The sequence below is a fragment of the Rhizobium sp. Leaf321 genome (genome assembly GCF_001423215.1).
Taxonomy (GTDB): domain Bacteria; phylum Pseudomonadota; class Alphaproteobacteria; order Rhizobiales; family Rhizobiaceae; genus Neorhizobium; species Neorhizobium soli.
The window spans coordinates 243,164-254,558 of sequence record NZ_LMOF01000006.1; the positions used below are offsets into that span (position 1 = coordinate 243,164).

10 protein-coding genes and 1 pseudogene are annotated in these 11,395 nt (G+C 63.0%); 4 read left to right on the forward strand and 7 right to left on the reverse strand.

Going from position 1 to position 11,395, the window contains the following annotated elements:
* Positions 1–816 (reverse strand): bifunctional phosphopantothenoylcysteine decarboxylase/phosphopantothenate--cysteine ligase CoaBC (gene coaBC / locus ASF70_RS07605; RefSeq protein ID WP_244474021.1); only part of this gene is annotated, 816 nt, incomplete at its 3' end.
* A 146-nt stretch (positions 817–962) separates the two neighbouring features.
* On the opposite strand from coaBC, the pseudogene ASF70_RS07610 reads away from it, so the two are divergent.
* Positions 963–1,325: pseudogene (locus ASF70_RS07610) on the forward strand (glyoxalase superfamily protein); the annotation flags it as partial.
* 9 nt (positions 1,326–1,334) lie between these two features.
* Here the strand turns inward: ASF70_RS07610 and ASF70_RS07615 are convergent.
* The gene (locus tag ASF70_RS07615; protein ID WP_062578806.1) at positions 1,335–2,207 is read right to left on the reverse strand and encodes a LysR family transcriptional regulator; all 873 of its coding nucleotides are present in this window, start codon (positions 2,205–2,207) and stop codon (positions 1,335–1,337) included.
* Positions 2,208–2,304: 97 nt separating this feature from the next.
* Here ASF70_RS07615 and ASF70_RS07620 point away from each other — a divergent pair, with 97 nt between their 5' ends.
* A complete protein-coding gene (locus tag ASF70_RS07620; RefSeq protein ID WP_082471816.1) occupies positions 2,305–3,573 on the forward strand; it encodes an MFS transporter in 1,269 nt (422 codons plus the stop codon).
* On the opposite strand, the gene ASF70_RS07625 is transcribed toward ASF70_RS07620, so the two are convergent.
* The 5 genes from ASF70_RS07625 to ubiE form a co-directional block, all read right to left on the reverse strand.
* On the reverse strand, positions 3,570–4,355 hold the full coding sequence (locus ASF70_RS07625; protein WP_062578808.1) for an ATP-dependent Clp protease proteolytic subunit: 786 nt from the start codon (positions 4,353–4,355) through the stop codon (positions 3,570–3,572). The two genes, ASF70_RS07620 and ASF70_RS07625, sit on opposite strands and share 4 nt — an antisense overlap.
* Complete coding sequence (locus ASF70_RS07630; RefSeq protein ID WP_062578810.1) at positions 4,342–5,724, reverse strand: hypothetical protein; 1,383 nt, start codon at positions 5,722–5,724, stop codon at positions 4,342–4,344. The genes ASF70_RS07625 and ASF70_RS07630 overlap by 14 nt, the downstream gene beginning before the upstream one ends.
* 93 nt (positions 5,725–5,817) lie before the next feature.
* The gene (locus ASF70_RS07635) at positions 5,818–7,404 is read right to left on the reverse strand and encodes an aromatic amino acid lyase (RefSeq protein ID WP_062578812.1); all 1,587 of its coding nucleotides are present in this window, start codon (positions 7,402–7,404) and stop codon (positions 5,818–5,820) included.
* An 87-nt stretch (positions 7,405–7,491) separates the two neighbouring features.
* Positions 7,492–9,054, reverse strand: a complete 1,563-nt coding sequence (gene ubiB / locus ASF70_RS07640; RefSeq protein ID WP_062578815.1) for a 2-polyprenylphenol 6-hydroxylase — start codon at positions 9,052–9,054, stop codon at positions 7,492–7,494.
* Positions 9,055–9,058: 4 nt separating this feature from the next.
* Entirely contained in the window at positions 9,059–9,835 is a 777-nt protein-coding gene (ubiE, locus tag ASF70_RS07645; RefSeq protein WP_062454932.1) for a bifunctional demethylmenaquinone methyltransferase/2-methoxy-6-polyprenyl-1,4-benzoquinol methylase UbiE, read from the reverse strand.
* A 127-nt stretch (positions 9,836–9,962) separates the two neighbouring features.
* Here ubiE and mutM point away from each other — a divergent pair, with 127 nt between their 5' ends.
* Together mutM and rpsT are read left to right on the forward strand one after the other, a co-directional pair.
* Positions 9,963–10,841, forward strand: coding sequence for a bifunctional DNA-formamidopyrimidine glycosylase/DNA-(apurinic or apyrimidinic site) lyase (mutM, locus tag ASF70_RS07650; RefSeq protein ID WP_062578817.1), 879 nt, complete (start codon positions 9,963–9,965; stop codon positions 10,839–10,841).
* Positions 10,842–11,121: 280 nt separating this feature from the next.
* The gene (rpsT, locus tag ASF70_RS07655) at positions 11,122–11,388 is read left to right on the forward strand and encodes a 30S ribosomal protein S20 (RefSeq protein WP_062454038.1); all 267 of its coding nucleotides are present in this window, start codon (positions 11,122–11,124) and stop codon (positions 11,386–11,388) included.
* Positions 11,389–11,395: the final 7 nt, after the last annotated feature.

Sequence of the window (11,395 nt, forward strand, 5' to 3'; positions counted from 1 at the left end):
GGCGATATCGGCGGGGAGACGGCTTGTCACGGCCTCGAGCATCTCGGCCGCCGTTTCCACATGCAGCGTCGTGACGCCATCGGGATCGGGGATTGTCACTGGGCCTGAAACGAGTGTCACATCGGCACCGAGTTTCGCCAGCGCCGCAGCAATCGCATGGCCCTGACGGCCGGATGAGCGGTTGGCGATGTAGCGCACCGGATCGATCGGCTCATGGGTGGGGCCGGAGGTCACGATGGCGGTCTTGCCGGCCAGCGGTTTCGGCGAAGCATCAAGCAGCGCAATCGCCGCGGCAGCGATTTGCAACGGTTCTGCCATCCGGCCGGCGCCGGCCTCGTTGCTCTCAGCCATCTCGCCAACCATCGGGCCAATCATATGGATGCCATCAGCCTTCAGTGTCTCGGCATTGCGTTTCGTCGGAGGAGCCGACCACATTTTCGGGTTCATGGCAGGCGCCACCAGCACGGGCAGATCGGTCGCCAGAAGCACGGCGCTTGCCAGGTCGTCCGCCATTCCGTGGGCCATCTTTGCCATCAGGTCGGCACTTGCGGGTGCGACGATCACGAGGTCCGCGTCGCGCGCCAGCCGGATATGGCCGACATCCTGCTCGTCCTCGCGCGAAAAAATCTCCGTATAGACATGCCCGCCCGACAATGCCCCGACGGCAAGCGGCGTCACGAACTCCTGGGCAGCCCTGGTCATGACCGGCCGCACCGAGGCGCCGCGTTCGCGCAGCCGCCGGATCAGGTCGAGGCTCTTGTAAGCCGCGATCCCGCCGGAGATGATGAGAAGGATACGCTTGTCTTTGAGTTCCATAGCCCGCCCGCTTTCGAAGTGACCGGAAGCTAGGGTTTTGTTCTTGAACATGCAATCGTCCTGCAGCAAGAGTGGTGAAACTCCGATGAACGGCGGTCGCAATGAATGATTTCAAGTCGGTCGAACCTGCCTCAAGCCAGACCCTGATCCAGCCGGCCATCCCGATCTTCCGCATTTTCGACGTCGGCAAGGCGATGGAGTTCTATTGCGGGTTCTTAAGCTTCACCGTCGACTGGGAGCATCGGTTCGCTCCCGACGCACCGCTCTATTGCCAGATATCGCGCAGCGGCATGCTGATGCATCTGTCCGAACATGCGGGCGATGCCTCGCCGGGTGCCCGCGTGTTTGTCCCCATCACCGGTGCTGCAGCGCTCCACGATGAACTCAATGCCAAGGACTATCCATATATGCGGCCGGGGCTGCATCAGGCGCCCTGGGGTCTGGAGGTGTCCGTGACGGATCCTTTCAGCAATCGCATCACCTTCTGCGAACGCGAGATCAAGGGCTAACCGGTCAGCCTAGACCAGTTCGAACAGGTTGAGCGCGATCGGGGAACGCTGTGCCTTCATCACGGCGATGCCCAGTCGCGCCACCGGTCCCGGCCCCTCGATCGGCCGGTACACGACGCCCTCGATGGCGATCTTCGTGATGGAGCCCGGGACGATCGAGACGCCCAGCCCTGCGGCAACCAGATTGACCACGGACGGGATCTGCGGCGCTTCCTGGGTGACGTTGAGCTCGAACCCCGCATCGCGGCAGGCGCTGAGGATATCGTCGAACAGGCTGAGACCCACCGTGCGCGGAAACAGCACGAAGGGCTCTCCTGCAAGCGCTGCGATCGGCACGGTCCGTAAGGTCGCCAGCTCATGGTTCGCCGGCAGTGCGATCAGCATCGGCTCGTCCGCCAGACGTTTCAGCCGCACCGCCTTCGGGTCTTCCAACCCTGGACGGATAAAGGCGGCGTCGATCTCGCCGCGTTCCAGTTTCTCGATCAGCCAGTTGCTGTTCATTTCCGCCAGCGACAGCGCAACGCCCGGCCACTCGCTCCGGAAACGCCGGATAGCGCCGGTTACGACCGGGTTGAAGGCCGCAGACGCGGTAAAGCCCAGTGCCAGCTTTCCTGTCTCGCCGCGCGCGGCACGCCGGGCAGAAAGTTTCGCAGCCTCTGCTGCCGCAAGCGAAGCCCGCGCTTCGGGCAGAAACGCTGCGCCGGCCGCAGTCAATTCCGCACCATGCGGCACCCGGTGAAAAAGCGCTGCACCGATTTCGGTTTCGAGATCGCGGATCTGCTGGCTGAGCGGTGGCTGGCCGATACCAAGCCGTGCCGCAGCCCGCGTGAAATTCTGCTCCTCGGCGACAGCGAGGAAATAGCGGATATGCCTCAGTTCCATCGGTATCTGTAAAACCTATCAAGAACGCCTGCGCCATATATTGGATTAATGGGAACCGACTGGCTACGTTTGATGGATCTGAAAGGTCGAATTCCCCATGCCCGCCTCCGCATCCCTGAACGCCGATCTGCCCGCGGCACCGAACGGTCAAGCTCTTGCAGAAGCGGGCGAGGGGGAGAAGCTCTATCTCGTCCGCGGCACGCCGGCCTATCGTAGGGCAAGTCTCGCCTTCTTCATGTCGGGCTTTTCAACCTTTGCGCTGCTCTACTGCGTCCAGCCGCTGATGCCGATCTTCGCGCGTGATTTCGGCGTCAGTCCGGCTGCAAGCTCGCTGTCCCTGTCGCTGTCGACGGGCTTTCTGGCACTCGCCATCTTTTGCGCCGCCGCCGTGTCGGAGCGGTTCGGCCGCCGCAGCCTGATGTTCGTGTCTCTGCTCGGCGCTTCGATCTGCACCATCGCCTGTGCCGCCATGCCCAACTGGAACCTGCTTCTGATCATTCGTGCGCTGGAAGGCCTGTTGCTTGGCGGCGTTCCGGCGGTCGCGATGGCCTATCTGTCGGAGGAAGTCGATCCGAAAGGTCTTGGCGCCGCGATGGGTCTCTATATCGCCGGCAACGCCTTTGGCGGCATGGCGGGGCGTGTCGTCACCGGGGTTCTGGCGGAATATTTCTCCTGGCGTCTGGCGCTTGTCGGCATGGGCGCGCTCGGCATCGTCGCCGCCATCGGCTTTCTCGTTCTCCTGCCGCCATCGCGCAACTTCGTGCCCCGCAAATCCAGCCTGCGCTATCATGTCGATGCCTGGCTCGGTCACCTGAACCATCCGGCCCTGGCGCTGCTGTTTGCCATCGGTTTCCTGCTGATGGGCGCGTTCGTCACCATCTACAATTACATCGGCTTCCGGCTTGTGGACGCACCCTACAGCCTCGACCAGACGGAGCTCGGGCTGATCTTCACGGTTTATCTGTTCGGCATCGTCGCTTCCTGGGCCGCCGGTCTACTCGGAGATCGCTTCGGCCATTTCGCCGTCATGCTCACCGGCATCGTCCTGGCATTTACAGGCGTCGTCATCACACTCGCCACGCCGCTGCCGCTGATCATTCTCGGCATCGTCCTGCTCACCTCCGGCTTCTTCATCGCCCATTCGGTGGCAAGTGCTTTGGTCGGCCGCATGGCGAAAGGCACCAAGGGACACGCCTCCTCGCTCTATCTTCTGGGATATTATCTGGGCTCGAGCGTCGCCGGCTCGGTGGGCGGCCACTTCTGGAGCGCCGATGGCTGGTGGGCCGTATCGGCCTTTACCGGCACGATGCTGGCGCTCGCCCTCGCGGCAGCACTGCTGTCGCGCAGTATCACGCAGCGAAGCTAGCTCTTCTTGGCCGACGCGTTGACGGCGGGAGCCGGCGAGGTCGTCAGTTTGAAATCCGTCATTTCCTTCGGCGTCAGATAGTACAGTCGGTCCGGCGGGGTCTCCAGTGCGTGCAGCCACAGGCCGGAGCCGATCCCCATTTCCTCCAGATGCCGCGAGACGCGCGCCGTGGTCGCCTGTGCGCCGGACATCGCCTCGTCGGCGCTCGGCCTGTTGCGGCCGCCGTTGAACACCTGGTGCACGCCGATCACCGCATCCTTTTGGGCCACCCGCGTGACACCACCGGCAAACACGATCGGGCAGGAGGAAGCACAGAGCCCCTTGGTCACCACAAGCGTGGCCAGCTTCTTCTCTCGGATCAGCTTCGACATGGCGATTGCGTCGCCCACCGAGCCGCCGGGGGAGTTGAGCGACACCGTCTTCACATATTCGCCGCGGGCTTCGATCTCGGTCGCAAAGCGCTCGGCGGCACCCGGCTCGATCGCTCCTTCAGCCTTCAGAATGCCACCCGTTGTCAGGTTGAAGGTCATCGCCTTGCGCAGCACGTCTGCCGGGCTTGAAGGCTCGACGGGCGGCGCTGCCGGTCGCCCCTCGGTCAGCGCCGGTGGCAGGACGGGATCCGTCTCGCGCATCGGATCGTACCCCGGGCTCTCGGGCTTTGCGGTCGCGATCTCGCGAATGTCGGTCACCAGGAAAATGCCGGAAATGCCGAGCATGAGATAGAAGACGCCGCGCAGGATGACACCGTCGTCGAGCCGGCGGATTGCCTCACCGATCCTCATGGCTGCGGTCCCGGCGCGTTTTCGGATCGAGACTGGTGATATTGGTATTCTCGTCGGCCTTAACCTCTTCGGCCTTAACCTCTTCGGCCTTCACCTCGTCCGCCTTCAGCTCGGCCAATCGGGCATCCTCCTGCGATGTCTCGGGCTTTTCCATGGCGGTGGTCGCCTGTTCCACGCTCATGCCGCTGGCACTGACGGCGCGCTGGACTTCGAGCGCCTGCAAAAGCTCGGCAGCGGTAATGCGCTCGGCAAACGGAAGCGGGTCCTCCTGTCTCCGGATCGCGCCATGCACGACGGCCAGGATGAACACCATCACACCCGGCAGAAGGTCGATGGAGATCGCGCCGGCCCAGGCGGGAATAAAGTCGCCGGCATATTCCAGAACGGCGCCTGCCGGCGAAAGCGGCACGAAGCGCCGTTCTCCCACAGTCGGCCGCGACAGGATTTCGTCGGCAGCCTTGGCCAGCGCCTTGGATTGCGCGCTCACCGAAGCCTTCACCGTCTCCATCACCTGGTTCTGGCGGTTGACGAGGTCGGGCGCTGCCCCGTCCGGCACCGGCGCGATAAAGCCGATCGCCAGATCGTCTGCCGCACGACGGATGGACGGCGCGATCGAGGTCTGCGACAGCGAGGATACGACGCCCGTCAGCGCCACGGCCTCGGTCGAGAACTGGTCGGCGCGGGGTCCGATATCGCCCGGCGCCGAGACCAGCCCGCGCATCGCCTCAAGCCGCTTCTGGCCCTGTTCGAAAAGATCGGCCACCTGTTCGCGCGACCCGTTGATATTGCCTTCCAGCGATTTCATCTGGGCCGACATCTGGGTGAGCAACTGCACCACGCTGCCGGAGCCGGTGGTGCCGGTCAGCGAACCGGACTGGCGCTCGACACCGGCGAGCTGCGAGAACCGTTCACCGGCGCGCTGGATATCCGGCAGCAGGCTCTGCGCGGCGATCGCGTTCTGGTGCGCGCGGTCGAGATCGGCCGTATAGGCTTCCACGGTTTCGGAAAGGTGCTGTTCGACGGCGGACGAACCGGCAAGTGCCGCAGCGTTCAGCCAGCTCGACATCGCCATGATCATCACGGCACCTGCGGCCATCACTGCCAGCATTGCCGTGCGCCCGGTCCGCGATGTGATATGCGGATAGAACCGCGCCATGTAGGACCAGAAGGCATAGATGCCGACCGACACCGACACGGAATAGATGATCGCGGCAAAGAACACCGCCGTCGGCGACCCGTCGAGAATGGTGCGGGCACCGAGATAGGTATAGACGCCCGATGCCAGCGCCAGCACTGCCAGCGCAAATCGCGTCATCGTTTCGACGGCAACGACGCCGTCCTGCAGCCGTCGGGAAGCGCCAAGCGCCATGGGCAAACTCCAAATGGCCACCTGGGGCACGCGAAAGGACTATATTCCTTCAAGAAAGTCTGAAGAACCCGGCGGAATAAAGGCGCATTACGCTCACGCTTGCGTGGGTTGTACGCCCTGCATGCCGAAGCCACCAAGCGCAAAGAAACCGTCGATCGCATGGATCGGCGAGATGGCGATCAGCTCTGTCAGGAAGGCCTCGGACGCGAGTTCCGCCTCGATCGCCTCAACCTCCGCCGAAAGCGGCCGATCGACCGTGTAGAAGGCTGCATGGCGGCGTACGGCATCGTAGATCAGCTTGACCGCACCGCCCGGCTCGTCGCCATGGATATCCATCGCCTGGGCTGCCAGAAGCGCTTCCAGCGCCGCCAGTCGCTGCAGCGCCTGCACCTGTCGCTCGAAACGCTCGATCACCAGCGGCAGAAAGGCTGCCTCGTCTTCCATACCGCCGGCCACCACCAGCGACTGAGCCGAAACCGGGTTGGTCATCGACAGCACGCGTGAGAAGATTTCCCCGGCCAGCTTGATGATCGGCCCGAAACCGGTTGCGATCACGCCATGCGGAACCAGATTGACCGGCAGATCGCGGCGCTGGCCGTTTCCAAGAAGAACGCAGCGGTTGAAGGCGTTGCGCGCCGCATGCGCCATCGTCAGCGACGCCGATTCCAGGAGCACCGTAACGTCGAGCGGCAGTGAACCGCCTGATGTCAGAACCCGGCCGTCGACGATCACGGGGTTGTCGTCGGAGCGGCCCGTTGCCGCGAGGATCTTGTGGCCGGCGGTCAGCACGCTTTCAAACACGGTGCCGAACACCTGCGCGATCATGCGCAGGCTCAACGGGTCCTGGATTTGCGTCGCCTTCGGCCAGTCCCAGCCTTCGGATGCGTTGCACAGCCATTTTCCGATCATCGCTTCGCGCGGCGTGCCCACATGGGTGACGGCAATCCACGGATCGCGGGAGCCGCCCATGGCACCGGAAGCGGCCATGCCGGTGGCAAGCAGCGTGCGGATGGCGCAGGCCGCCGTGCGCGTCGCGTCGGCGGCGGCCGCAAAGCTGACGGAATTGACGCTGAGTGAGGCAAGACTGTCGCGCGGCGCCATTTTCATGGGCGCGATGCCTGCCGCCGCAAAGGCTTCCGCCGCGGGCAGGCGGCGTCCCTCGAAGACAGCCTCGCCGACGCCGGTCAGGACAGCACCGATCTGCCCCATCAGGCCGATATCCGCGCAGCCGATCGAGCCGGTGCGCCGCACGATCGGAATGACGTCGGCCTTGAGGAGTTCAAGATAGGCCTGAACCAGTTCGGTCGAACAGCCCACATAGCCCGTCAGCGCCGTGTTGACGCGCAACGCCATCGCATTGCGCACGACGCAGATCGGAAACGGTTCGCCGGTGCCGAAGTGATGGGCCCGGACGAGCCCGATATTGAAAGCGTCCAGCTCTTCCGGCGACCACGCGACGTCCTTCATCGCACCAACGCCGGTCGTCGCGCCATAGACGGGCGTGCCCTCGGCAATCGTGCTTTCCAGCACCAACCGCGCCGCAGCGACACGGGCAAGCCCTTCGGCACTGGCTGTCACGGTTACTTCGCCACGGCCGATCTTGATCAGCTCGGCAAAGCCGATCGGCTGGCCGGTGAGTTCGATTGTGATGCGGTCTGGGTTTTTGGGTGCGGCGGACATGGCATTCCTTTTTGCCCGCACACTAATTCATCCTGTCGTCCAAGGTATATCCCAGAACCTGGACATCTGATGTCGCAACCCGCCTTTTCAGACGACGGCGAAGGCGATGACGACGAGCGAGATCGCGATGATCCACAGTGCCCAGCGGCCGGAGCGGCTGTGCCGGGCTTCCGCCTTGCCGATCGCGTCTGCCGTTTCGGGATCGAAACGCAGGCCGTGTTCGCTCATGTGAACGAGTTCCCGGTGCAGGGTTTCCGTCTTGGCGGCAATCTCCGGCAAGGCTTCGGCGAGCTTCAGCCCTGCCTTCATCCCGTCCTTAAGGTCGGATGCGATGCGCTTGGGGCCAAGATTGTCGCGGATCCACTGGCCGACGACCGGCTCTGCGGCCTTCCACATGTTGAAACGCGGGTCGAGGATACGCGAAACGCCTTCGACGACGACCATGGTCTTCTGCAAGAGGATCAACTGCGGCTGGGTCTGCATCTCGAACAGGTCGGTCACTTCGAACAGCAGCGCCAGCAGCCGGGCCATGGAGATGGTTTCGGCGGGCTGACCGTGGATCGGCTCGCCGATCGCCCGGATCGCCTGCGCGAAGGCTGCAACGTCGTGATGCGCAGGCACATAGCCCGCTTCGAAATGCACCTCGGCGACACGCATATAGTCGCGGGTGATAAAGCCGTAGAGGATTTCGGCGAGGAACCGCCGTTCCTTTTTGCCAAGCCGTCCGGTGATCCCCATGTCGACCGCGACGATCGTACCGTCCCGCTCGACGAAGAGGTTGCCGGGATGCATGTCGGCATGGAAAAAGCCGTCGCGCAGCGTGTGACGCAGGAAGGACTGGATCAGCACTTCTGCGAGCTTTTCCAGATCGTGGCCGGCAGCCCTCAGCTTCGGGACGTCGTTCATCTTGGCGCCGTCGATCCACTCCATGGTGATGACATCGCGACCGGTCCGCTCCCAGTCCACCTCGGGCACGCGGAAACCGGGATCGTCCCTCGTGTTTTCGGCGATTTCGGAAAGGGCCGCAGCCTCAAGGCGCAGGTCCATTTCCATCTTGGTGGTCTGTTCCAGCGTCTTCGTCACCTCGATCGGGCGAAGTCTTCGACTGGAGGGCATCAGCCGTTCCTGCATGCGGGCAACCACATACATGCCTTCGATGTCATTTGCGAAACGCTGGCGCACGCCGGGGCGCACCACTTTCACGGCCATCTTTTTGCCGTTCACTTCGGCCGGATGCACCTGCGCGATCGAGGCGGCCGCGATCGGCTCGTGGAACGATGTGTAGAGATCGCTGATCGGGCGGCCAAGCGAGGTCTCGACGGCGGTTTTTGCAGCATCCGTGGGGAAGAAGGCCATCCGGTCCTGCAGCATGGCAAGATCGACGGCCCAGTCGACGCCGACGACATCCGGGCGGGTGGCGAGAAATTGGCCGATCTTCACATAGGAAGGACCAAGCCTTCCCACGGCGCGGGTCAGCCTTTCGCTGCGGGGCTGCTTCTTTGCCCTGAAACGGGTGAGCGGCTCGAGCATGGACTTGAGAATGCCGACGGCCGGCGGCAGGTCCTGGGTCGGCAGGGCCGAAACCACGCCCTCGCGGACAAGAACCCAGCCGACACGGGCGAGCCGGAAATAAGCGCCGATCGTGCTCATCGCTTCAGAGCTTCCAGCCGGAATGCAGCGCCGCGATCCCGCCGGTATAATTGGTGTAGCTCACGCGCGAAAAACCGGCGGTGCGGATCATCGCTGCGAAATTTTCCTGGTTGGGGAATTTGCGGATCGATTCCACCAGATACTGGTAGGGCTCGGAATCACCGGTGATCATCTTGCCGAAGCGCGGGATCGCCCGGAACGACCACTCGTCGTAAAACTTGTCGAGCAGCGGAAGTTCGACTTCCGAAAATTCCAGAACCAGCAACCGTCCGCCACGTTTCAGCACGCGAAAGGCTTCAGACAGCGCCACGTCGATGCGCGGAACGTTGCGGATCCCGAAGGCGACCGTATAGGCGTCGAAGGAATTGTCCTCGAAGGGCAGGGATTCTGCATTCGCCTCGATGAAATCGAGATTGCCGGACAGCTTTTTCTTCTGCGCCCGCTCGGCACCCACGGCCAGCATCGAGCCATTGATATCGAGCACCGTCGTATGGGCCTTGAGGCCCGAGGCCTCGACGATGCGGAATGCGACGTCGCCGGTGCCGCCCGCCACATCCAGCGTCCGGTAGCTCGCATCCTTGCGCGGATTGAGCGCGGTAATCATCGCGTCCTTCCACACCCGGTGCATGCCCGCCGACATGACGTCGTTCATCACGTCATAGCGCTTGGCGACCTTGTGGAATACGTCGTTGACGAGGCCCTGCTTTTCCCCATCGGCCACCTGGCGGAAGCCATAGGAGGTTTCCATTCCGCCTTCGGCGCGGGTGCGGGCTTCGGTCATGGGCAGCTCCTCGGTGTCTCTATCCAGGCGGACCATAGCGAAACCGGTTTCCGGACGCTATGTGGTGGATTACCGACCGGTCTATAGAGCACCGGCGGCATCGTTGAAACAGGAAGTTAGGTAGACCATGCCCGAATTGCCAGAGGTCGAAACCGTTCGTCGCGGCCTTTCTCCGGCCATGGAGGGAGCAAAGCTTGCAAGGCTGCAGCTGAACCGCACCGATCTGCGCTTTCCGTTCCCGGAAAATCTTGTCGCCGCAGTCGAAGGCCGGCAGATCATAGCCCTCGGCAGACGCGCCAAATACCTGCTGATCGATCTCGAAGACGATCTGACCATCATTGCCCATCTCGGCATGTCCGGCTCGTTCCGGGTCGAGGAGGAGGCGCTGGGCACATTCCATCATCCCCGCTCCAAGGACGAAAAGCACGACCACGTCGTCTTTCATCTCGAGCGCGGCACCGAGACATTGAAGGTCATCTATAATGATCCGCGCCGTTTCGGCTTCCTGCATCTGGCAAAGCGCAGCGAGCTCGATCTCTACCCGGCCTTCGCACAACTCGGTCCGGAGCCGACCGGCAACGCGCTCGATGCGGAGTATCTCGGCAAGCGGTTTTCCGGCAAGGCGCAGCCATTGAAGAGCACGCTGCTCGATCAGACCGTGATCGCCGGTCTCGGCAATATCTATGTCTGCGAGGCGCTGTGGCGTGCACACCTGTCGCCGAAGAGGGCAGCGGGCAGCATCGTCACGCCCACGGGCCGGCCGAAGAAGGAGCTGGTGCTGCTGACGGAAGCGATCCGCGCTGTCATTGCCGACGCGATTGCAGCCGGCGGCTCGTCTCTGCGCGACCATATCCAGACGGACGGCTCGCTTGGGTATTTCCAGCATTCCTTCTCTGTCTATGACCAGGAGGATAAGCCCTGCCGCACGCCGGGCTGCGGCGGCACCGTTGCCCGCATCACCCAGGCCGGCCGCTCCACCTTCTACTGCCCGCGCTGCCAGAAGTGATCAGCCGTTGCAGGTGATGTTTGAACACGCATCCCTATAAGGAGAGTGGGAGGGGTTATGGTCGCGAAAAGGACGCGGGACTCCGCCAAACGGCAAATTCAGCGGCACCCTTCATGCGAATCCGCGTTGACGAGGCGCGCTATACCGGTTATATGCCCGCCCACAGTTGAGAAAGCCTGATCGACGGCTTCCTCTATTGCTCCCGAATTGCTGGATTGATGGTCGCAGGACCTACGCGGCAACGGCGGAGTTTTGGTTCGAATTCGTAGAGAGGCATGATATGGCCAATACAACTTCGGCGAAAAAAGCGACCCGCAAGATCGCTAGCCGTACCGCAGTCAACAAGTCCCGCCGCTCGCGCGTTCGTGGCTTTATCCGCAAGGTTGAAGAAGCGATCGCAACGGGTGACGTATCCGTCGCTGCTGCTGCTCTGAAGGCAGCTCAGCCGGAAATCGCACGCGCTGCAACGAAGGGCGTCCTTCACAGCAACACGGCGTCCCGCAAGGTCTCGCGCCTGGCAGCTCGCGTCAAGGCACTCTCCGCCTAATATCACC

Coding starts and splice junctions, on each gene's coding strand:
- ASF70_RS07625 (WP_062578808.1), bottom strand. CDS start 4,355: ATGAGGATCGGTGAGGCAATCCGCCGGCTCGACGACGGTGTCATCCTG.
- ASF70_RS07615 (WP_062578806.1), bottom strand. CDS start 2,207: ATGGAACTGAGGCATATCCGCTATTTCCTCGCTGTCGCCGAGGAGCAG.
- ASF70_RS07620 (WP_082471816.1), top strand. CDS start 2,305: ATGCCCGCCTCCGCATCCCTGAACGCCGATCTGCCCGCGGCACCGAAC.
- ASF70_RS07630 (WP_062578810.1), bottom strand. CDS start 5,724: ATGGCGCTTGGCGCTTCCCGACGGCTGCAGGACGGCGTCGTTGCCGTC.
- rpsT (WP_062454038.1), top strand. CDS start 11,122: ATGGCCAATACAACTTCGGCGAAAAAAGCGACCCGCAAGATCGCTAGC.
- ubiE (WP_062454932.1), bottom strand. CDS start 9,835: ATGACCGAAGCCCGCACCCGCGCCGAAGGCGGAATGGAAACCTCCTAT.
- mutM (WP_062578817.1), top strand. CDS start 9,963: ATGCCCGAATTGCCAGAGGTCGAAACCGTTCGTCGCGGCCTTTCTCCG.
- ASF70_RS07635 (WP_062578812.1), bottom strand. CDS start 7,404: ATGTCCGCCGCACCCAAAAACCCAGACCGCATCACAATCGAACTCACC.
- ubiB (WP_062578815.1), bottom strand. CDS start 9,054: ATGAGCACGATCGGCGCTTATTTCCGGCTCGCCCGTGTCGGCTGGGTT.